The sequence below is a fragment of the Mongoliitalea lutea genome, from assembly GCF_014652135.1.
Lineage (GTDB): Bacteria > Bacteroidota > Bacteroidia > Cytophagales > Cyclobacteriaceae > Mongoliitalea > Mongoliitalea lutea.
In genome coordinates this window covers 33,421-56,760 of sequence record NZ_BMYF01000013.1, presented here as the reverse complement: position 1 = coordinate 56,760, position 23,340 = coordinate 33,421, and the positions used below count along the sequence as shown (strand labels likewise).

Below are 23,340 nucleotides of genomic sequence, written 5' to 3'. Positions count from 1 at the left end.
ATTTTCTAAAAATCGGCCTCTACGGCTTAATTTTGGCCGTCTTGAAAATTAATAGTTAATTTTGAGACAGCTTCTTTCAGGTTTAAACTAGTTGTATTTAACTTAAGATGATTAATCAATTCTGCCTCTCTTATTTGGAGAAATAAACTCCTGTATATTTTTATTGATTTTGACTAAAAACAAAACATTTGAATTTTGTCAATTTCCACTAATTCAACTTATCGCTTGATAATAAATTTCATGACTTTCAAGGACCTTTCAGATGAGATTCTGAGGAAATAGACTCCACTACTTAATCTGCTCGTATCCAGTCGGAGAATTGTTCCAGATTGCTGGAAGTTAGTTGATTCTCCCATGCTTCGTCCGGAAGCATCAATGACCTCAATAGAAACGTTTTCTAGGTTTATTGTTTTTTCAAATTCAATAAACAAATCATCTTTAGTTGGATTAGGAAAGAGTTTGATGTCTCCTTGTTGCTCAGGATTATTATTTCCTAATGAAAGAATAATATCGACTGTTAAGGTGATCTCAGTTGTTGCGGTATTTCCACTACTGTCCTTGATAGTATAGGTGATTATTCGCTCTCCATTATCATCTCTTGAGAAATCAGTTTTAGAGAGGATTCGTTCCGTAATTCCACAGTTGTCAGAACTTCCTTCGTCGATATCTTCCCAGCTGAGAGTAGCCTTACCATCTGCATCAAGCATGAGTGTATAGGTAGATTTTGCCCTGATTTCAGGTTTGATTTCATCGACAATAGTTACCACAATTGGAGCTGAGGATTCATTTCCGGCAGCATCTCTGATCAAGTAATCAACTGTAAGCTCTCCTAAATCACTACAGTCAAAGGAGTTTTTAGATATGATTCGTTCAGTGATTTCACAGTTGTCAGTACTTCCTTCGTCGATATCCTCCCAGCTGAGAGTAGCCTTGCCATCTGTATCAAGCATGAGTGTATAGGTGGATGTTGCCACGATTTCAGGATTTATTTGGTCTTCTACTATTGCGTTTACAGGCACTCTAAGAGACACGCAACCTTCATTTACTGCCTCTACATAATAAGTAGTATTATTTTTCAAGATAGGCGTTATAAACCTGTTTCCTGTATGAATCGGTGTTCCTCCTTCTGCTGAGATATACCAGTTGATAACGCCAATATTAGAGGATGCTTCTAAATCTACGCTGCCTTCTCCACACAGTTCTGCCGAAATTGTAGCAGTTATTTCCGGTAGAATATTAATAGTTGCAGGTACGGCTGTTCTTGTTCCATTGCCAGCGGACTCGTTTCCGATGGCTTCAACATAATAAATTGTGGTCTCTGTTAAAACAGGAGTGGTAAATGATTCTCCTGTAGCGATAGCCTCTCCTCCTTCTGGTGTTTCAAACCAATGGATAGTACCACCATTTGAAGTAGCCAAAAGTGTGACAGAGCCAGCATCACATCTTGAAGCAGGAGTAGTGCTTGTGATAACAGGTGATTCGGAAGGGATGAAAGGACTTCCTGTAATGGCAATGTTATTAAACGTAACTCTGTCTCCATCATCTATTGTCAGATTAGAACCTGTAAACCTCAATCTGATCTGAAGCTCAGGATTATTTGTAGCAATTATCACATTGCTAAAATCAAATTCAACTACCTGGTAACTGTCACTTAAAGGAGCAACACTCGTCGGAAGATCTGAATCTGTCCAAGTGGATGTAGTCTGATCAAAATAAGAAACGGTTATTCCATCTGCTGCTCCTTCATCCAAGACTGCGAAGGACAGTTTGACATTCTCAAATCCTTGTGTAGATGCCTTGAAGAAAAGCGTATTTTGTCTGTCCCCATCTTCAAAAGGCTGTTTGATCTGTAGTCCTCTCATGGTGAAGTCTTCGAAAGCCAGCCCATTATTTGCCTCTGGGAAGTAGTTAAGTGGGGTTGGGCTATTTCTTCTTTCCATGGAAGCTTTTCTCCAGTTTGGATGTCCATTTTCAAAAGGATATCCTTCCAAAGCTGACTCAAAATTGATAACTCCCAATTCATCGGTTTGAGTAAAAGTGGCAGTAAGAGAGGTTAGGGGAGTGTTGTTGGGGATATTGTTATCCATTACCCAATAATGGACAATTGTCTGGTTTTTTGTAATAGGTGTGCCTGTAAAAGCAATATTATTAAATGTAACCCTATCTCCATTGTCGTCTGCCAAGTTATTTCCAGTAAACCTCAACCGTATTTGTAAATCAGGATTATTAGTGGCTACGGAGACATTGCTGAAATCAAATTCAACTACTTGATAAGTTGTACTGATTGTCGCTGAGGTAGTTGGTAAGTCAGTATCAGTCCACGAAGATGATGCTGGATCAAAATAAGAAACGATTATTCCATCTGCTGCTCCTTCATTCAGGACTGCGAAGGACAGTTTGATGTTCTCAAATCCTTGCGTTGAGACCTTGAAGAAGATCGTATTTTGTCTGTCTCCATCTTCAAAAGGTTGTTTGATCTGTAGCCCCCTCATGGTGATGTCTTCGAAAGCCAGTCCGTTATTTGCCTCTGGGAAGTAGTTAAGCGGGGTTGGGCTATTTCTTCTTTCCATGGAAGCTTTTCTCCAATTTGGATGTCCATTGTCAAAAGGATAACCTTCCAAAGCTGACTCAAAATTGATAGTCCCCGATTCATTGGTTTGTGTAAACGTTGCTGTAAGGGACGTTAGAGGAGTGTTGTTAGGAATATCATTACCCATAAGCCAAAAATGAATAACTTCTGCATCCTCTGAGTCAGCTGCTTTCATAAAATGAGCTGTAACTTGACTATCTTCATTGAGGTTGAGAGTAATACTACTTTCGGTACTTTCGATAGCTCCACTCCAATGGCTAAAAGTATAGCCTTCTAGAGGGATTGCAGTAAGTGTCACTGGTAATTCATTGAAATAAGTTCCTGTCCAAGGGTATGTGTTGCTGGAAATTCCGGGCGTGGCATCTGTTAAATCAATAGTGTTTAGTTTGACATATCCGACTGAGGGTTGATTCTCGTCAATTAAGTCTGTCATAGTTTCTGCCACATCAATTGTTAGCTGATATGATCCTGATAAGTTGAAATTATCGATGATGTGCTGCCTTACAAAGTCAGGCCTTTTATTGGCAAATTCGATCATTCTGTTGATGTTGTTTTGCCAGTTTCCAATTCTGTTTCTCCATCTATTTCGATGAGCAGGTATTTCTGGCTCAATAACATTTTTCATTTCATTGATTAAGTCAATGGATCTTTGTGGCAAAAATGCAGTATTTAGTAAGTCGGCATATCTTAAGATAAAACTCGTTTTAAATACCTCATTTTTGATTAAAGACACCATTACAGAATTTATCCAAGGTTGATTAGGAAATCGATCATTCCCATTAGGATTAGTAACCCATGCAATCATGTCTTTTTCAAAAGTACCCCCAAATTGGCTATTTAATCCAAAACCAAAATCTGTATCATACATCAACCACCGCCACCGCCCGTCATGTCCTACAGGGGCATTAGGTGAGTAACTTGTCTTTTTTCTAAAATATCGTATATTGTTGTGCGGCCAGTCTGTATTTCTAACAAAAGTTTGAGAAATCCAATAGTCTGTATAGTTGTCTATGTCAATGAGTGTTTGTATTTGTTTATAATTACTTTCAGTTGACAAGTCATTTTGAGATAAAAATTCTAAAACACTGTTCCAATGTAAATTGTCCCCTTCATTAACTTCAGCATTATTTTCTAATAAATCGATTTCATTTTCCTCAAGATTATAAACTCTATTTAAATAGTGTTTATCATAGCGCTCTCTTATGTTTATAATACCCCAAAATTCTCCATTTATATAATGTAGAATAGGTTGGTATTGTTGGGTGTCAAAATTGAGGTGAGAGACTAAATTTTGAATGAAAGCGTCTCTAAAAAGCGTGCTGTTTTCATCATTTCCTGAATTTCTTAGTAATAGTCTTTTGAAACTAGAAAAGTTATAATTTTCGAAAAAAGGATAATCTAAAGTGTTTTGTCCATATTCAGAACGCGCGTATAGCCGGAAAGATTTTAATGGTCTTGATCTACTAAATCCACCGTTAATTCTAAGTCCGATATTTTGGCTAAGCTTTTCATTTTTGTCGACAAAATAAATTATGTGGCCATTGATTTCATGTTCTTCGCCACTTCTTCTGTAGTTACTTGCGGTTCCTCCTGTTGGAGTTTGTGTTGGGTTAGCAATTCTCCAGTTATCAAAGTCTACACCTGCTACATAGATTCCATTCTCATAATCAAATAAATCAGCCTCATTTAGGCTTATACTTATTATCGGTAAATTTGATTGAAACGCATTAGTAGACGACACGAAGAAAGTATGGGAAACTAATGGGCTTAAGATTCCATTTACATATGCTCGAGCTTTTACAATTGTAGCTTTTTTGATCGGCTGATTAGGGAAGTAATTGGGATTGAAATGCCAAGTTGATGAGATAGTAGCTAGCTTATTGGGTTGAGAAGTTCTATCTTGGATAACTACAGGGTTGGAGTAAGTTAGTGTTTCAAAAGAATTTGTAATAAGAGGACCTGTTTGTTGGCCTGGAGATTGAGGATATTGGTTTTTGTATTGATATGTAGTCCCTCCTATGTTTTCGGGTTTGGGATCACTTCCGTCAACGGTGTAGATAATTAATGCGTTTGGATTGGGATGTGATATTGTTAGTGTGAATTCTGAATCATAAAAACCCGAGGAGTGTGAAAATATAGGTTCCACGATGAGCTCAGACGAGCCAATCGTGGTGTTCTGTTCATTAGGTGTGGGAGTATAAAAGAAAAAGTAATTGTTAAAGTTATCATTAAGACCCCTTCCATAAGATACATCGGTTGGTACGCTAACTTCTTCAATTGAATCGATTAGTGTACCGTTGGGGTGGGTTAGGCTTAAGTGTTCTCCACTTGCAGATATCTTAAAATTGGTGTGTAAGGCTGATTCAGGGTTAGTTCGGTTTTTGTCAGATGCCCAGACTAGTAAAAAACTATCGGGGGCCATAGTAATATCAGGTAAAACCCATTTGAAGGGATTGTTGGGGTTGTCAGATATACCGAAACCGTTTAAATTGATTGCTTCGTTTCCGTAGTTGTAAAGCTCAATCCAATCTTCATAATCACCATCTTCATCTGCAATAGTAGTGCTATTGGATGACATAAATTCGTTGATTACAACGCTCTGGGAAAATACTTGATTTGTAACTAGGTATAAAAAGAAGACCGAAATAGATAAAAGATATTTCATATAAATTTAACTTTTGTCTTGTAAAAATAAGATATACTGGCAAAAAACAATCTAATTGTTAGGTGGGGTCGTTTAAATTTTGATAAATGGATTGGGTAAAATGATGATTAGATAGTAAAGTGTATATTTGTATTGAATGAAGAAACTTTACATCATAGCAGGTTGTAACGGAGCAGGTAAAACTACTGCTTCATATACCATTTTGCCTGAAATCTTGGACTGTAAAGAGTTTGTGAATGCGGATGAAATTGCAAAAGGAATTTCTCCTTTCCAACCAGAAAAAGCTGGTATTGAAGTAGGAAGGTTTATGTTGAAAAGAATCAAAAAGTTATTAGAGTCAGGGGAAAATTTTGCTTTTGAAACGACGCTTTCTACAAGGATTTATGTGCAATTTGTTGAAAGAGCAAAGTAATTAAATTATCAGGTAACCTGTTTGTTTTTTTGATTAGATTCCGATGACTTGGCTGTTTCAAGAGTAGCAAGACGAGTAAAAGAGGGCGGACATCACATACCTGAAGATGTTATCAGGAGAAAATATAAAAGCGGTCTTGAGAATTTTTTCAGATTATTTCTGCCCAAAGTGGATAACTGGTTATTTGTAAATAATTCTGGAGATACTTATGAAATAGTGGCAGAAGGCGGGGTTGATGGCGTTACAATTAATAACAGGGAGATATGGGAGGGTTTAAAACAAACACATTATGGAGAATAAAGACCAATTAAAAGAAGAAAGAGACAAAATAGTCAAGGGACTAGAGGAAGCTTATCGCAAGCTAGTTGAATTCAAAAAAGCGAAGAATAGTCCATTAGTAGTCGTAAGAAATGGTGAAATCGTAGAGATTGACCCATATGATGTACCACCAACTATTTCGTATAAGCGTGGTCAAGGTTGATTAGTCAGCTTAAATTTCACTTTTTTAAAAACTTGCAACCCTAAAAAACTTCCTCAATTTAAAGGAAGGGATATAAAACAAAAAAAGAGGTCGTCTCTGACCTCTTTTTTGAATTGGCTCCCCCTCTAGGGCTTGAACCTAGGACCCCATGATTAACAGTCATGTGCTCTAACCAACTGAGCTAAGGAGGAGTTTGTATTGTGTTACCGTTTAAGGTGATGCAAAAGTAATAGGCTCATTTATTCTATGCAAGCACAAGGCTCAAAAAAATGTGATTTTTCCTCGGTTTGCACGGATTTCTATTCACAATCAGTCACTTATTTTTTGTTGGGAAAGGAGTTTATTATAGATATAAGTCACACCCAAGACCATCAAGCCAGCAATCACTGCCAATAATACATTGTAAAAGGGGGGTGCAGATAAGGTTAAGCGAAGAAATATAGTGGCTAATGCAAAGGAGGAATAGCGAAATAAGTTAAAATACTTGGTGGAATACCGCAATGAGAATAATAGGATAAACACATCTGTAAAGATCAACAAGGTGTAAAACAGCTTGATGCTGTAGATAAACTGATGGGTTTGGTAAGCGGATATCACATCGTAGACCCCGAGGAAAATAAAGGTGATGGTGAGGTAAATGGAAATCAATTTTTTGATCGAAACAAAGCTGACTTGCTCCTCATAGTTTTGTGTAATGCGCACATGCCGCTGGGCACGGTAGAACAAGCCAGTAATCAGGAAAATCAAAATCGCTCCAAACGCATCCGAGATAATTGGCAGCAATTCCATAGCAAAGCCCAACTCCCAATTCATTTCTCCCAAATAATGCCCAAACTCCTTGAAAGCATCCCGTAATAAAAGCAGGGAGATGATTTCAAACTGTTTGCCGACAGCGTCTGCTACGGATTTTGGAAAGAGGAATATTAAACCCAAGACCTCAAAGATCAACAATACATTGAAGGCGAGTTCGATGGCAAAGAAAGGAGAAATCTGAATAAATGTCGGCAACAGGTTCAGATAGGATAGCAATCCTACGATCAAGCCCATCAAGAAGAAGGCTACGACGATGTTGCTGATTATCTTCGTCACACGGTCTGATTCCCAATGCTCATCCAAGAGGTCAAAAGCGCGTATCTGCCAACCGAAAAACGTTCGAATCATAGCTATGCTTGTAATTAATTGATGTATAAGCTACGAATGAAGTAATTGTTTTAGATTTCGTGCTTGACTTTTCTCACATAGCCGATTAATTGATGTTAAAAAACTGAAACTCCTAGTCAATTTGCACTATTTTTGAAAAGTGGTCAGAGAGCCTTTGATGAAGTACCCATGAAAAAATCAGTAAAAATCTTTTTAATCCTATTCTCGATTCCTGTGCTGCTGTTGGCTTTTGGTGTTGTCGTAATTTCTTGGAAGCAGGAAGCATTGACCCAACAGGCTATTCAGCAAATCAATCAATCATTCAACGGAGAGTTGGTATTGGCCAAATCCCGAATTTCTCCCTTTGCCAATTTCCCTTATATCTCCATTGACCTTCAGGGACTGAAGTTTTATGGTGAAAAAGACTCCCAAGAAAGACCTATGTATGAAGTGCAGGATCTGTATGTGGGTTTTTCAGTGTTAGATATCTTGCGAGGAAACTATGAAGTCAAAAGCATCAAATTAAAAGGGGGCTTTTTGCATCTGGTGAAAAATGAGGCGGGGGAAATCAATCTGCTTACAGCTAAAAATGTAACCAATAATGACGACAGTGAAGGGGAAGCTTTAGATTTCTCCTTACAATCTATCAAGCTTGACTCTTTTGACTTGTCTTTTTTGGACGAACAAAATGGGCTCATGTATACTGCGCACATAAAAAATATTCAAACCACCGTCAGTTCTGTAGATGCCTTGCTGGATTTGAATTTGGCAGGAGATTTTACTTTTGATGTGGAAAGTCAAGGTAAGCCAACTTTTTTTGTGGATAAAAATATCCGTCTCAATTTAGACCTCGCATACGACACTGACCGGGGTTATCTAGACTTGAGTCCATCGAGTGTTTGGTTAGAAGAGTCTCTTTTCTCCGCTTCAGGACATATTAGTGAGCTGCTGCAAGCTCCTCAGTTAGATTTGAAAATTGAAGGTCAGAAGCCTGATTTTAATCTATTTGCAGCTTTTCTTCCCAAAGAAGTTGCCGCAGCACTGAACGATTATCAGAATCAAGGGGAAATATTCTTTATCGGCACTATCAGAGGAGCTGTTTCGGAAGGGGAGGCTCCCGCTATTGCCATTGAATTTGGCTGTGACAATGCCTATTTTCTACGAGCGGATAATCAGCGAAGAGTGGAAGATTTACGATTTGTCGGTTTCTATACCAATGGATCTGAGCGTTCCTTGAAAACCTCCGAGTTTCGCTTACAGAATTTCAATGCAAAACCTGATAAAGGATTCTTTCAAGCAGACCTGTTGATTCGGGACTTTTTAGATCCCTATATCAAAGTAAAAATCAATGCAGATTTGGATTTGGACTTTGTAGGAGAATTTTTTGAATTGGAAGATTTTGAAGGCTTGAGTGGACAAGTATTGTTGACGATGGATTTTGATGAATTGGTAGATTTGGAGGGCTCCGCAGCTGATTTTTCTCAAATGCAAAAAAGTTTACAGTCTGAGCTTCGCTTAAAAGATCTCCGCTTTGCCATCAAAGGGTATCCTTATCCTGTAGAAAAGGTCCAAGCACATGCTATTATGACAGAGGGTAGGGTTCAGCTTAATCAGCTGAAATTCAATATCAAAGATTCGGATTTCTCTTTCAAAGGAGAACTTTCGGATTTCCCGGCACTGTTACATCAGCAGGATAAAGCTATCCAGGTTTCTTTGGAGGCCCAATCAAAGGCGGTTTTACTGGGACAATTATTGGAGCAAGAGGAAAGCGAAAACCTCAGAGATCTACGACTCCATCTGTCCTTCGAGACCAAAGCCAAGGACTTGTTCGATTTTGAATTCCTGCCTGTAGGGAAATTTAAGATTGAGGATTTCTATGCCCAATTGGATAACTTTCCTCATACCTTCCATGATTTTGATGCGGAGGTGGAGATTGAGAAAGATGCCTTGCATGTAAAGAAATTCAAAGGAGAGATTGATCAAACTGATTTTATGCTTATCGGGAAAGTGGATAACTTTTCCAAGTGGATGAAAGATTCCTTGGATGGACAGTCGACGATTCAGTTGAGTATCAGTTCCAAACAATTGCATTTGAATGATTTATTGACCTACAATGGTGTCAATTATCTGCCAGAAAGCTGGAGAGAGGAAACCTTACGCAATCTACAAGCAGCTGGAAAAATAGTCCTGGACTTTCAAAAGCACGCCTTTCAATCAGCTGATTTCTATCTCGACAATCTAACGTCACTGACAACCCTTCATCCATTAAAATTGGAGAATTTTACAGGCAGAGCCCACTTGGAAGATGATTACTTGCTCCTAGAGGACTTTGGTGGAAAAATGGGCGTATCTTCATTTGTCGTAAATATGGGGTATAACTTAGGAGAACCCGCCAATCCCAAAAATGACTACCTGCACTTTAGAGCTCCTGCATTGGACCTAGATGCGCTGATGGGATTTCAGGGTTTTGAGGAAGATACCAATCATCAGGAAGCCTTTAATGTTTTTCAGTTGCCTTTCCGGAACATGGAGTTCAAAGCGGTAATTCAGCAACTTAATTACCATACCTTTTGGTTGAGGGATGTGAACGCTTCCATGCGTAGTCAGAAAGATCATTTTATTTATTTGGATACCTTGAGTTTGAAGGTTGCTGATGGTTCATTGGCTGTCAAAGGCTATTTCAACGGTTCCAACCCAGATGAAATCTACTTCCATAGTGAGATGCAGGCAGATAAGCTGGACCTAGATAAGTTGCTGTTTAAGTTTGAAAACTTTGGGCAGGATTACCTGATCAATGATAATTTACACGGTCTGGTCAGTGGAACGATCAAAAGCAAATTTTTGGTGTATCCGGACCTTACCCCTATCGTAGATAAGTCGGAAGCTACCATGGACTTGACGGTTTACCAAGGTAGCTTGGTGAATTTCACACCACTTTCTGCGCTTTCATCTTACTTCGGAGACCGTAACCTGAATCGGGTCAGGTTTGATACCTTGTCCAATACCTTCGAGTTGAAAGGGGGAGTTTTGCACATACCGAGTATGAATATCAATTCCAGTTTGGGCTTTATTGAGTTGTCAGGTAGGCAGAGTTTGGATCTTAATATGGATTATTTTATCCGTGTTCCCTTAGCCATGGTAACGCAAGTTGGCTTTCGGGCGCTTTTTGGAGGAAAAAATAAAAATGAAGTTGATCCCGAACAAGAAGATGCGATTGTGTTCCGGGATGGAAACAGACGCACACGCTTTGTCAATATCAATATGACTGGTACGCCTGAGGATTACAAAATCGCCCTGAGAAGAGATCAAAATCAGCGGTAAATAATTGTGGTACAAAAGCTCAAAAGCTAAAACCTCCTTCTGATTTCTTGCGTTTTTTGGCTTAAATAAAGCCAACTATGCGTAAGCGGATTTTAAAAGTTTTATTCTTTCTTCCACTCCTATTGCTGACACTTTTCGTTGCAGGCATTGCTTTGGTGTATTCCAAGCAGGATTTGCTGGTACAGCGTGCCATCGCCCTAATGAATGAGCAATTTGAAGGAAAACTAGTACTGGAATACTCTCATATTTCTGTTTTTACTAATTTTCCTTACATATCGATTGATTTACAAGGGCTTAAGTTTTATGGGGATCGGGAAAAATCTGCTCTGCCCATCTATGAGTTTGAAGACCTTTATGTAGGTTTTAGCATTTCAGATATTCTCAGCGGTAATTATAAAGTCAAAGCAGTTAAAATTATTTCTGGCCACATCAGACTTGTGGAGGATGCGGAAGGGGTTTTGAATCTTTTGCAGGCCAAAAATTTACCAGCCTCGGAATCGGAGTCAGGAGATGCTATTGATTTTGAACTGAAGAAGTTGATGATTGAAAACTTACAGGTTTCCTATTATAAAACAGGGAAAGATGAGCTGCTTTCGGTTGATCTCAGTGAATTGAAAACAGCTGTAAAGTCCAAAAAGGACATATTAGATGTCTTATTGGAAGCGTCTTTGCATTTGGTTTTAGAAAAGGAAGGGAAGGAAGCCTTTTTTTCAGATAAAAACCTGGATTTGGATCTAGGCTTTACCTTTGACCAAGCTACTAAACGAATAGCCTTTCGTCCCTCCAAACTCAAACTGCAAGAATCACTTTTGAGGGTGGATGGTTCAGCTGCATTTCTTGAGGAAGGTCTGGATTTACAAGTGGAATTGGAAGGTGAAAAACCTGACTTCAATCTCATCGCAGCATTTTTACCCAAAGAAACAGCTGAGGCATTTAAACGCTATCAAAACCAAGGGGAAGTTTTTTTTAGGGGCTCTATCCGTGGCTTAGTTGCCCAAGGAGAAAGTCCTGCGATTGCATTTGAATTTGGCTGTGACAATGCTTTTTTTGAAAATACAGCTTTGGAAAGAAGGGTAGAAGATCTGAGATTTCTTGCTTTTTTCACCAATGGAACAGAGCGAAATCTTCGTACATCGGAATTTCGCCTGCAAAATTTCAATGCAAAGCCTGAAAGAGGAGTTTTCCAAGGGAATTTGACTGTTCGGGATTTTGAAAGCCCTTACATAAAAGTGGATTTATTAGCAGATTTGGATCTGAATTTTATTGGAGAGTTTTTTCAGATTCCGGATTTGAAAGGTGTCAGCGGGGATGTATTGCTACGCATGGATTTTGACGAATTGGTAGACATGAATCTTACCAATGCCAATATCCGTCAGGCTAAGGAGAGTTTACAGTCAGAGTTGCGGATTCGTAACTTGAATTTGACCTATGCAGATTTCCCTTATCCTATTCGGGATTTGAATGCATACGCCAAAATGGTGGATGGTACTTTGTCTTTGGATAATCTCTCTGTGAAGTTAGCTGATTCAGATTTTTCCATGAAAGCTCAGGTTTCTGATTTACCCGCAATTTTTCATCAATTGGATGTTCCTGTGAAAGTCAGTGTACAGGCCAATGCAGGCTTGATTGAACTTGGGAAGTTTTTGTATGTAGCGGATGAGGAGAAAAGTGAGGAATTACGCAAACTCACCTTGGACATGGAGCTTCAGGCAAATGCAGTCAACCTTTTCAAATTTGATTATTTGCCCAAGGGTAGGTTACACCTGAAAACTTTGGATTTTGGCCTAAAGAATTATCCACATGATTTTCGAAAGTTTCGAGGGGTATTTGAAATAGACTCCCAAATGGTAGCGATCAGAAGCTTTCAGGGTAAAGTTGATACCTCAGATATTTATTTGACGGGGAAGTTGGAGAATTACCCGAAATGGTTCAAAGCTGAGGAAAATGGCGTGAGTAATTTGAAGGTACGTTTTGCATCGGATTATTTGAAGATTAAAGATTTGATGACCTATCAAGGAGTTAATTTTTTCCCCGATGCGTATAAAGAAGAGTATTTCACTGGCTTACGTTTTGATGCAGACCTGCGCATGGATAAGCGGGCAGGTAGGCAGAACTTTTATTTGGATGTAGCCAAACTTCAAGGGCAAACCAAGATTCATCCACTGAAATTTGAAGCTTTTGGCGGGAAAATGAGTTGGTCGGATCAATATATGAAGATCGACAACTTTGGAGGAACGATGGGAGAGTCAAGTTTCCGCATCACTATGGGGTATAACTTGGGGGACAGCGTCAACAGACCTTCCGCCGATAGGCCTGATTTCTTTCAGTTGCGAGGTCAAAAGCTGGACTTGGATGCTTTGCTGGGCTTTGAAAGCATAGAAAAAGAGTCCAATCATGAAGAGGCATTCAATATTTTCAAATTACCCTTTAGGGATTTCAAAGTTGGTGTAGAAGTAGATAGGCTTTTGTATCATGGTACATGGTTAGATACCATAAAAGCTAGGTTCCGGAGCAGTACAGACAGCATGCTGCATATAGAGCAATTGGATTTTGCTTTGGCAGATGGGAAGTTTCGTATGAATGGTTACCTCAATGGAAGAAATCCTGATAAAATCTATTTCCATAGCACTATTCGAGTAGATCAGATCCAAGTTGATCAATTACTCTTCAAAATGGATAATATGGGCAAGGATGTGGTATTGGCGGATAATCTGAGAGGTAAAGTGTCCGGTTCTATTGAAAGTAAATTATTGGTGTATCCTGATTTAACTCCGATTTTGGATCAATCTGAAGCAAAGATCAATGTCAATATTTACAATGGAGAATTGATTGATTTTGCTCCTATGCGTGCCATGGGTTCTTTTTTTGCAGATCGGAATATGAACCGGGTTCGCTTTGATACCTTGCAGAATAACTTTGAACTGAAGGGGGGAGTACTGACCATTCCAAGCATGCAGATCAATTCAAGTCTTGGTTTTATGGAATTATCGGGTACTCAGGCATTGGACTTGAAGATGGATTATTTGGTCCGTGTACCATGGAGTTTGGTAACCCAAGTAGGGGCGAGGGCACTTTTTGGAGGACGTAACCGAGATGAAGTAGATCCAGATCAAGAGGATGCGATTATTACCCGAGGTGCCAATCGCCGTGTACGCTTCCTGAATATCCGCATGAGCGGCACACCGGATAATCTGGATGTGGGATTAGCGAGGAATAGAGGTGAGAGGTGAGATGCGAGACTTGCCTGCTGCAAGCAGGAGACGATGTGTAAGAGTTTAGAAACGAAAAACGAGAAACGAGAAGCGAGAAGCGAGAAACGAAAAAAGAAGCAAGAAATAAGAAGCAAGAGGCAAGAAAATAAGAAAAAGCTCGCTGAATACACGGAAAGCGCAGAAAAAAGGATGAGGAATTAAGATTGTATACAAGAACGGAAATGATGAAAGGAAAAGTTAGCCCTATAAATTATTGTAGGGTTTCACCTATCACGTTTTTATTTTTCTACAACTAGTTGAAACAAAAGCCTTGCTATTTTACTTGTCTTTTATCTCCTAATTCCTTAAGTTTAAAGAAAAAAACTACTATGCGTAACCTGTTTTATGTGATTTTACTAGTTGTTGGGTTGATGGCATGTGGAGGCGAAAAGAGTGGGGATAGTTCTGAACTTTCTTTTGGTTTGGAGTTAATGGATTCAATTAGAGTGGATTATCTGGGAGTAGCTACTTTTATGGATATTCATCCTGCTTCTGAGAAAATTCTTTTCTACGATATTCAAAAGTCCAATTTTGTCGTAACTTCTTTTGCTGGACAAGTCCTGAATTTCTTCTCCAAATCAGGAGATATGCCGGATAGTTTCGGGACTTTTCCCCTGACAGCAGCAAAATTTGATGCTGAAGGCAATTCGTTTACGGTGATTTCAAATGAGGGAGTTTACACGTACAGTTTGGAAGGGGAGTTGATTAAGGGAGGAAAACATCAGGAGGCAGAAATGCCAGCCTTTGCCGGAAGGTCAGCAGCTGATAGGGAATTTTACTGGGTAGATGGAAAAATCCTGACAGTTGGTGCCGGACGAGGAGTTCACCCTCGAAATACGCCCGAATTTTATGATAATTATACTTCTTTGGCCTGGTTTGATACCACCGAAAGGAAAGTCAAACCCTTCTTGCAACTAGATGAGGCAAGCTTTTTCAAAAATGGAAAAGGCCACGATATCGCTCATATGATTCCTAGGATGGCAGTTTCGGATAAGTTTATTTATTTGATTCAAGGGATTGAACCTGCCCTGCAAATCTATGAGCTGAAGTCACCCTATTTAATGGTTAGAAGAGTGGATTTAGCCTTAGAGGATTACTTTTTCAATCAAGGAGAAGAGCTCAAATCTGTTGATCCACGAATGATCAATCCGGATGTTTATTCAGGACTTTTTGAAAATCTTAAAACCACGAATGACTATGTTTTGACCAGCTTTTTCCCTGGTATTCCGGAAACCCAAAGAGCCCCTTATGAAGGACTGCCATGGATGGAAATGATGCCTGCCATGAGGAAAGATTTTCCTCCCAGATTGTTGGTGCTTTCCAAAGAGGGAGAGCTTCTGGATGATATTGTTTTACCTAGTCGTCTTCAAGACAGACAATGGCTGGTCAGAGATGAGCTACTTTGGTTTCTCAAACCAACCAACTTAGATGAAGAGGAAGACTTTCTGACCATTTACCAAGTGAAACTTTCTAGAAATTAATTTTTACTGATCGAGATATGCGTAATAATGTAATTTTATTCATTTGTGCATTACTGGTATATTCCTGTAAGCAAGATCCTTCAACTGCTGATGACGTAAAGGAGTTTGAGTTTGTAGTGGTAGACTCTTTGGTGACAGATTTGTTGGAAACTGTGCGCGTTCTTGATTACCATCATGAAAAAGGGCTTTACCTAGCCGTCAAATACATGACCATGGAGGGGCACTATTATATTTTGGATAAATCGGGTAATGTAGTAGCTGAGAATTTTCTTTCAGAGGGTCCAGATGCTTTTGGCTTGGTCTTGGTCCGTGCGGGATTTGTGGGGGATGAGATTTTATTTGTTTCTGAGGGGACCAGCTACGTGTATGATCTTTCACTCAAACAAAAAAGAAGATTCCCATTTGAACAAGGAGTTCGAATGCGCTTAATACATTGGACGAGAGATAATTTGAGTACTTTTCGGATGAATGACGGGTCCTTACATGCTTTGATGAACCTGAATGATGCCTATCTGCAAACCTATCCTATGGATTATTACGACACCCTTCAATTGGCCCACTTGATGGATATTCAAACAGGAGCAATTCACAAGGGTGGAAAGTTATTACCAAATACAAAGTTTACATCTGGTAAGTTTTATCCCTTTATGGATAAGCCCCTATTTTTCTCTGATCAGTTTTCTTCCACCATATCTACCATTCTGTATGGGGATACCTTGTTATATCAACTAGACCCGGTAAAGAATTTTGAGCTGGTGCAGGCTATCAGCCTCCCTAGAATTACTCCGGACCAAATCAAAGAGGTATCCATGGATCAAGCGAGTTATGCAACTGTACGAGAGTTTAGATCGGATAATGTAACACTAGGAGGAATGTTTGATCAATTACTCGGCTATGGAGATGAATTATTGGTAGGCTATCGCTCAGGAGGACGTCCTGATTTGGTGTTTGACAATCCCAGTCCAGAGCAATCGGAAGCTTTTTCTGCTTCTCAAAAACGCTACTATTTTTTGATTAAGGACGGAAAGCGCATGGGACAGGCCATTCCTTGGGATAAGCCAGGTAGTTTGATCCTCAATGTAGGTCCTAATCGCTATCTGCATTATGCAGATCAAGCGGACTTACATGAAACTGAAAATGACTATCAATCTTACCCCATCTATGAGCTTCGCGAGAAGGTTCAAAAGTAATGTGGATTCCTGTTTTTGCGTTAATGTTTATTTTCTGTGACCCTAAGGAATGTCCTAAAGGGTATTTATCCTAGGGTATATTCACAATATATTTTTCATTTTATGAATTATATTGCAGATTTGCACAAAGGAAAAAAGCATGACTCTAGCACTTACCTCGCTTCGGCTGATCACACCCCAAGGAATCCTTCCACCAAAAAATTACCTTATTAAAGACGGTATCTTTACTGCATCAACTTCTCATGAGGAGGTTGTCGATGAGAGCATTGATTGCTCCAAGTTGTATGCATCGGTGGGGTGGATAGATTTGCGCTGTATGTCGGGAGAGCCTGGAGAGGAATATAAGGAGTCTTTAGATACCTTGGGGAGAGTGTTGAAAGTCAGTGGCTTCGCGAAAGCGGTGGTATTGCCCAATAATCATCCTGTCACCCAAACAAAAAATGAGGTTGAGTTTTTAAAATCCAAGTCTAAGCATTGGTTAACGGAATTGGTATTGCATGCTACTGTAACCAAAGATGCTAAGGGTGAGGATTTTACTGATATTTTGGATTTGCATGCTCAAGGAGTAAAGATTTTTGGAGATGGGATCAAGCCACTGTCGAATCCTGATCGCATGATGAAAACTTTGCAGTATCTGCAAAAATTTGATGGTATCCTCTTTGACCATAGCTATGATCCTTTGATTTCCATGTTTGGTCAGATGCACGAGGGGGCTATTTCTACTCAATTAGGATTCAAAGGGATTCCAAATTTGGCTGAGGATATTTCAGTTCAACGAAATTTAGAAATTCTTCGATACACCGGGGGGAGACTTCATTTCCAAACGGTCAACACAGCCAAATCTGTTGGATTGATCCGCCAAGCAAAAAAAGAAGGTTTGAATGTTACGGCAGATGTGTCTATTTATCAATTGATATTTTCGGATGCAGATTTGATGGGTTTTGACTCCAATTATAAGATCGTTCCCCCGCTAAGAGGGAAAGAGGATAGAGATGCCTTGATTGAAGGTTTGAAAGATGGAACCATTGATGCCCTTGTATCCAACCATCAGCCACAGGACTTGGATGCCAAGCAAGTGGAATTCGACTATGCTAGTCCGGGGATGATTGGCTTACAAACTTTTCTTCCTGCTTTGGTCAGTTTATCAGCTGAATTACCTTGGGAACTGCTCATAGAAAAAATCACTACTGGCCCAGCTCAGGTTCTTGGACTACCCATTCAATCTGACACGCTAACGATATTTGACCCGGAAGAAAGTTGGGAGTATAATTCCCAAAGCAATGAAAGCTTATCTTTCAATCATCCTTGGTGGAATACAACATTGAAAGGAAAAGTAAAGTATATGTTGGGTAAAGGAATGTTTGAACAATTTTCATGAATAGCTATTTAGATTCTTCTTACAAGTTTGCCCTGATTGGTGGCGGCTTTTGTTTGATTGCCTTTATTCTTTTCGGAAGCTTGGGTTACGATGCAGCCAATTTCTCTATGTTGTTAGGCTATATCCTTACTCCAGTTTTTCTTTTTGTAGGTATTCGGTTTTTTAAAAAATACTATAACGAAGGGTATTTGAGTTTTGCCCACGGCATGTCTGTTGGTTTTTTGATTTACATGGGGATCGCGTTAGTTTCGGGATTAGGTATTTTGATTTATTTGGTGCTGAATCCAGAGGCTTTCGAAACCTTGAAGGCCTTGAAATTGCAAGTCCTAGAAGTAAATGAGGAGATGATTAAAAATCAAGTGGGGGAAGAATCCTTTGCGATAACCTTGAAAAATGTGCAACAAATGAAGCCTTTGGATATTGCTCTTAATGATTTTCTTTGGAAAATTGTTCCAGGACTATTTTTCACAATCATAATTTCGATAATTTTAAGAAAAAATAAAATTTAACGCCTTATGGAAGAAAAACTAACAATCGGTGATGTCGTCAAAAAATGGGGTCTTATTTATGGCCTTTTAGGGTTAATTGTAGCGATCCTGTCAATTATTTTTGAATTACATACCTTGGGGACTACAGCTACAGTAGTTTCATCAGTCTTAAATATTTCAATTGCTTTTTCCATTTATTTTTTAGCAACGAAAGAATTTAGGACTGGTAATAATGATTTTTTGGAGTTTGGCCAAGGGTTTAAAATTGTTGCCCTAATTGGATTATTAGGGGGAGTAATTAGAGCTGTAGGATACTATGTTTATATAACAATTATTGACACTGGATTCTTAGATTGGTATACAGAACAGCAACTAGATGCTCAAGAAAAGGCTGGAGTTGATATTGATAATTTACCTGAATTTGTCTCGTTTTTAATGAGCCCTGAGTTCTTAGCATTAGCTACTGTTTTTGGTGCGATATTTGGATTTTTGATATTAGGATTAATTGCTGCATCTATCAACAAAAAAACTGAAGATTATTAATTTTCACTATGCACACCGATATATCTGTCATCATTCCTGTTTTCAATGAGGAGGAGTCTCTTCCCGAGTTATACAATTGGTTGCAGCGGGTGATGACAGATCATTCTTTTGCGTATGAGTTGTTATTTATTGATGACGGAAGCAGTGATACTTCATGGGATGTAATACAAAAGTTGGCCCAGCTTGACCCTCAGGTAAAAGCCATTTCCTTTGCTAGAAACTTTGGGAAATCTGCTGCCCTCGATATGGGTTTTGCAGTGGCAACAGGCGAGGTGGTAATTACCATGGATGCAGATTTGCAGGACAGCCCGGATGAAATCCCCGCTTTGTATGACATGATTCAGAAGGAAGGCTATGAAATAGTTTCCGGTTGGAAAAAAAAGCGATTGGATCCTATTAGCAAAACTATACCTTCTCGGTTTTTTAATGGAGTGACCCGTTGGATTTCGGGCATCAAGCTGCATGATTTTAATTGTGGCTTGAAAGCCTACAATAAAAAAGTGGTGAAAAACATCCACATCTATGGAGAAATGCACCGCTACATCCCTTTGATAGCCAAGTGGCAGGGATTTACCAAAATCGGAGAGAAGGTCGTCGAACACCGTCCTAGAAAATATGGGGTAACCAAATTTGGTTGGGAGCGATTCATCAATGGATTCTTGGATTTAATTTCCGTTTCTTTTGTACAGCGTTACAAGAAGAAACCCATGCACTTTTTTGGTACCCTTGGTACAGTGTCTTTCTTATCTGGATTTTTCATTACCCTCTGGCTGATTGGAAAGAAAATCCATGGAATTGCCAATGAATTACCCGTACGAGAGATCACTGCACAACCGCTATTCTTTTTGGCGTTGGTTGCGTTGATTGTGGGTGTACAGTTGTTTTTGACTGGCTTTTTGGCAGAATTGATGGCTTCCAATAATAGTCGAAAAGCTGATTATACCATTGAGTCCAAGCTTAACTTCAACGATTGATGTTTTTTTCCATTATCATACCGGTATATAATCGCCCTGATGAAATCCGGGAATTATTGGAAAGTTTACGGTTGCAAGAGATAGCCAATTTTGAGGTTATTGTAATGGATGATGGTTCCGAAAATACCTGTGAATCCATCGTAAGGGCCTTTGAAAAAGAACTTGAAGTCACCTATCAATGGATTGAAAATATTGGTCAAGGCTTTGCCAGAAATAGAGGTGCGGCTCTTGCAAAGGGAGATTATTTTATCTTTTTCGATTCTGATTGTATCATTCCCGCTGATTATTTGACCAAAGTTGCAAAAGCAATTCGGGAACGAAGGTTGGATGCGTTTGGAGGGCCGGATGCTGCCCACGAGAATTTCTCCATCCTTCAAAAAGCCATGGATTATGCCATGACATCTTTTTGGACCACCGGAGGAATCCGAGGAAAGTTGCAGGATCCAAGTAAATTCCAAGCGAGGGGTTATAATATGGGTTTTTCTAGGGAGGTCTTCCAAAAAACAGGAGGATTTATAGATCCCAATCAGGGCGAAGATATAGAACTAAGTATCCGTATAAAAAAGGCAGGGTTTACTTTAGAGTTGATTGCCGATGCTTTTGTGTATCATAAGCGGAAATCGGGTATACTGCCTTTTATCCGGCAGGGATTTAGCTTTGGTAGGAATCGTGTGAATGTATCTACCTATCACCCAGAAGCAATTAAATTGGTGCATTTGCTGCCACTGGCATTTTTACTGTTTTGCTTGTCCATGCTAGTGATGCCATGGTTATCACTTATGCTTTTTTATTTGCAATTGCTAGTTTTTAGCTTTTGGTTAGGCTTGATTTTTTACGGAGCAACGATCCAATACAATAATCCTATTGTTGGTTTACTAGCCATACCGCTTGCTATTGCTCAATTATCAGCTTATGCAAAAGGTCTAGCCTGGGCGTGGTTGCGCAAATCATAAACCTTTTTTGCAGTAGAAAATAATTTCCTGAGGAGGGAGGGCATGTTGTATGACTAGTTGTGGATCCAACTGTTGTACAAATAGGTTTTCCTCGACAAGTAATCCTGATTGACTCAACCGGCTTGCATAGTCTTTTCCATATTTCCGTACATGGTCCCGCTGCCCAAAGAGGCGCTCTCGTTCACGTGGATCTGTAATGCTTTTGTCTTCAATGGTCTCTTTAAGATCATATATAGGGCTTTGGATAATTCCCCAGCCATTGGGTTTCAGTACTCGATTAATTTCTTTACAAGCTAGGATATCATCATCCACATGTTCCATCACATGATTGCAAAAAACCACATCAAAAGAATTGTTCTCAAAAGGGATTTGATGGACATCCATCTTGACAGTTGCCAAAGGAGACTCAATATCTCCTGTGATGTATTCCAAGTTTGGTAAAGCCTGCATGCGTTCGATGAAGCATAGTTCAGGAGCAATATGCAATACTTTCAAAGGAGCCGTGAAAAAGTTGGTTTCTTTTTGCAGAAACAGCCACATTAAGCGATGTCTTTCCAAAGCTAAGCATTTTGGGCACAGGGCATTTTCCCTCGCTTTCCTTCCGTAGGGAAGGAATTTCCGGAATTGGCTATCGCAAACATTGCATTGCACCTTACTCCCCGTGTAAAAAATAGCCAATACGCGAAGAAAAAAATGAGAAACGAGCTGTAAGTATTTTCTTGGAATGTACCGGATAACAAAACTGATGACTGCTTTCATAAGGGCAAATTACTGTTCAAAAATCAGAAAAGCCTAACCAAACTACTCATTTTCTAAGGGGTGATTTTTGGATATTAAGAATTTTTAAGACTAATTCGTTCGGTAATTGATAAAAAATGCGATATTGTAAGCCAAATCAGCTAATCAACTATTAGAGAATGATATGAAGAAACTGTTTACACTCTGCATCATAGGTTTTTTATGGATAGCTAGTCCGGTATCAGCACAGGATAAAATCCGCTATAATTTAGAAGAAGTGGTGGCTAGGGCTAAATCCCTGTCTCCAGAGTCTCTTCGGATTCAAACCCAACGAGAAAATATGTACTGGAGGTACCGCTTTTTTCGATCCAATTACAATCCTCAATTACGTTTGAATGGGATTTTACCGAGTTTCAGGCAGGAATTTTCGGCAATTACCCAGCCGGATGGGGATATTCAATTTTTAGATATCCGACAGAATTTCATGGATGTAGGGCTAGGTTTGCAGCAAGTGGTTGCGCCTACCGGCGGGCTATTATCCGTCAATACTTCTACCAATAGATTTGATAATTTTGAGAGTTTGGGTGGTACCACTACCCGTTGGCAGGGAGTGCCGGTAAATGTGCGTTTGGATCAGCCAATCTTTGCTTATAATCGCTTCAAGTGGGATAAGAAGATTGAGCCTTTGATTTTTGAGGAGAGCAAACGTGAATATGTAGAAGAAATGGAACGCTTGAGTGCATTTTCTACTTCCTTGTTTTTTGATCTCCTAGACGCTCAAGTCAATTATGAAATTGCTATGGCTAATTTGACCAATAATGAAGAAATTCTGCGGATTGAGCGTGCACGCTACGAGATGGGAGTGACTTTTGAAGATAAATTACTACAAACAGAGCTGAATTTTCTTACAGCCAAGCAGGAAGCAGCCCAAGCCAGAGTAAACATGGAAACGAGTGCCTTAGCATTGAAAAGTAATTTGGGATTTAGTGAAAGTGCAGATATTACCTTGGAAATGCCAGAAAATATCAATGACTTTTTGGTGGACGTTAACATGGCTTTGGAATATGCCTACCAAAACAGGGCTCAATCTTTGGGTTTTGATAGACGCAGGACGGAGGCAGATGCACAGTTGGCACAGGCTAGGGGAGAGCAGTTTCAGGTAAACTTGTCTGCAAGCTATGGTTTTAATAATGCAGCATTGACCTGGAGAGAGATTTATACCAATCCCAATACGCAGGCCTTGGTGAATTTGGCGGTATCAGTTCCGATTTTGGATTGGGGTAGAAACAAGGCGAGGATGTCATTGGCTCAGGCTAACAAGAATTTGGTAGAATACACGGTAGAGCAGGATTTAATCAATTTTGAGCAAGAGATTTTCACAAAGGTCAAAAACTTTGAGGTACTGAAGGAGCGATTGAATATTTCAAAAACCGCATCATCTGTTGCTCAGCGGCGCTATGAGTCTGCTTTAAAGCGTTATCAAACAGGAAATGTTTCCCTCACAGATTTGGATATTGCTCAGCGGGACAAAGACAGCAACCAACGGGCCTATATCCGGGCACTTAGGGAGTATTGGTTAGCCTATTATGAATTGAGACAGCTGACCTTGTTTGATTTTGAAAGCGGGGTTCTGTTGTATGAACCTGGGGTGTAGGGGATTAGTGATTGGGTGATTAGTTTAGAGGTTAGTGTAATGTGCCAAGAAGTAAGAGACAATAAGCAAGATTGTCATGTC

At 39.5% G+C, this 23,340-nt stretch carries 16 protein-coding genes and 1 tRNA gene; 13 read left to right on the top strand and 4 right to left on the bottom strand.

Annotated elements, in window-relative coordinates; translation table 11 throughout:
• Positions 1–218: 218 nt before the first annotated feature.
• Positions 219–5,255: a CotH kinase family protein gene (locus IE080_RS11415; RefSeq protein WP_262893058.1), complete on the bottom strand. Its 5,037-nt coding sequence runs from the start codon at positions 5,253–5,255 to the stop codon at positions 219–221.
• Positions 5,256–5,391: 136 nt separating this feature from the next.
• Between IE080_RS11415 and IE080_RS19490 the strand changes: the two genes are divergently transcribed.
• Genes IE080_RS19490 through IE080_RS11405 form a run of 3 tightly spaced genes read left to right on the top strand, consistent with a single transcriptional unit; the run spans position 5,392 to position 6,148 of the window.
• A complete protein-coding gene (locus IE080_RS19490) occupies positions 5,392–5,667 on the top strand; it encodes an ATPase (RefSeq protein ID WP_229800604.1) in 276 nt (91 codons plus the stop codon).
• A 48-nt stretch (positions 5,668–5,715) separates the two neighbouring features.
• Positions 5,716–5,967 carry a hypothetical protein gene (locus IE080_RS19485; protein WP_229800603.1) on the top strand — a complete coding sequence of 84 codons (252 nt, stop codon included), beginning with the start codon at positions 5,716–5,718 and terminating at the stop codon, positions 5,965–5,967.
• The gene (locus IE080_RS11405; protein WP_189582357.1) at positions 5,957–6,148 is read left to right on the top strand and encodes a DUF8506 family protein; all 192 of its coding nucleotides are present in this window, start codon (positions 5,957–5,959) and stop codon (positions 6,146–6,148) included. The genes IE080_RS19485 and IE080_RS11405 overlap by 11 nt, the downstream gene beginning before the upstream one ends.
• A gap of 114 nt (positions 6,149–6,262) precedes the next feature.
• Here IE080_RS11405 and IE080_RS11400 read toward each other — a convergent pair.
• Both IE080_RS11400 and IE080_RS11395 read right to left on the bottom strand, forming a co-directional pair.
• Positions 6,263–6,339 (bottom strand) — tRNA-Asn (locus tag IE080_RS11400).
• Positions 6,340–6,457: 118 nt separating this feature from the next.
• Entirely contained in the window at positions 6,458–7,309 is an 852-nt protein-coding gene (locus IE080_RS11395; protein WP_189582354.1) for a hypothetical protein, read from the bottom strand.
• Between the two features lie 168 nt (positions 7,310–7,477).
• On the opposite strand from IE080_RS11395, the gene IE080_RS11390 reads away from it, so the two are divergent.
• The 9 genes from IE080_RS11390 to IE080_RS11350 all read left to right on the top strand — a co-directional run bounded on the left by IE080_RS11390 (position 7,478) and on the right by IE080_RS11350 (position 20,867).
• The gene (locus IE080_RS11390; protein WP_189582351.1) at positions 7,478–10,609 is read left to right on the top strand and encodes an AsmA family protein; all 3,132 of its coding nucleotides are present in this window, start codon (positions 7,478–7,480) and stop codon (positions 10,607–10,609) included.
• A 77-nt stretch (positions 10,610–10,686) separates the two neighbouring features.
• A complete protein-coding gene (locus tag IE080_RS11385; protein ID WP_189582348.1) occupies positions 10,687–13,839 on the top strand; it encodes an AsmA-like C-terminal region-containing protein in 3,153 nt (1,050 codons plus the stop codon).
• 350 nt (positions 13,840–14,189) lie between these two features.
• On the top strand, positions 14,190–15,341 hold the full coding sequence (locus tag IE080_RS11380; protein WP_189582346.1) for a hypothetical protein: 1,152 nt from the start codon (positions 14,190–14,192) through the stop codon (positions 15,339–15,341).
• A 17-nt stretch (positions 15,342–15,358) separates the two neighbouring features.
• A complete protein-coding gene (locus tag IE080_RS11375; protein WP_189582343.1) occupies positions 15,359–16,531 on the top strand; it encodes a hypothetical protein in 1,173 nt (390 codons plus the stop codon).
• 139 nt (positions 16,532–16,670) lie between these two features.
• Positions 16,671–17,909: a dihydroorotase gene (locus tag IE080_RS11370; protein ID WP_189582339.1), complete on the top strand. Its 1,239-nt coding sequence runs from the start codon at positions 16,671–16,673 to the stop codon at positions 17,907–17,909.
• Positions 17,906–18,418 carry a DUF4199 domain-containing protein gene (locus IE080_RS11365; RefSeq protein WP_189582336.1) on the top strand — a complete coding sequence of 171 codons (513 nt, stop codon included), beginning with the start codon at positions 17,906–17,908 and terminating at the stop codon, positions 18,416–18,418. The genes IE080_RS11370 and IE080_RS11365 overlap by 4 nt, the downstream gene beginning before the upstream one ends.
• A 6-nt stretch (positions 18,419–18,424) precedes the next feature.
• Positions 18,425–18,940, top strand: coding sequence for a DUF4199 domain-containing protein (locus IE080_RS11360; protein ID WP_189582333.1), 516 nt, complete (start codon positions 18,425–18,427; stop codon positions 18,938–18,940).
• 8 nt (positions 18,941–18,948) lie between these two features.
• On the top strand, positions 18,949–19,914 hold the full coding sequence (locus IE080_RS11355) for a glycosyltransferase family 2 protein (protein ID WP_189582330.1): 966 nt from the start codon (positions 18,949–18,951) through the stop codon (positions 19,912–19,914).
• Positions 19,914–20,867 carry a glycosyltransferase gene (locus IE080_RS11350; protein WP_189582327.1) on the top strand — a complete coding sequence of 318 codons (954 nt, stop codon included), beginning with the start codon at positions 19,914–19,916 and terminating at the stop codon, positions 20,865–20,867. Before IE080_RS11355 ends, IE080_RS11350 begins: the two co-directional genes overlap by 1 nt.
• On the opposite strand, the gene IE080_RS11345 is transcribed toward IE080_RS11350, so the two are convergent.
• The gene (locus IE080_RS11345; RefSeq protein ID WP_189582324.1) at positions 20,862–21,626 is read right to left on the bottom strand and encodes a class I SAM-dependent methyltransferase; all 765 of its coding nucleotides are present in this window, start codon (positions 21,624–21,626) and stop codon (positions 20,862–20,864) included. The two genes, IE080_RS11350 and IE080_RS11345, sit on opposite strands and share 6 nt — an antisense overlap.
• Positions 21,627–21,789: 163 nt before the next feature.
• Between IE080_RS11345 and IE080_RS11340 the strand changes: the two genes are divergently transcribed.
• On the top strand, positions 21,790–23,259 hold the full coding sequence (locus IE080_RS11340) for a TolC family protein (protein WP_189582321.1): 1,470 nt from the start codon (positions 21,790–21,792) through the stop codon (positions 23,257–23,259).
• Positions 23,260–23,340: the final 81 nt, after the last annotated feature.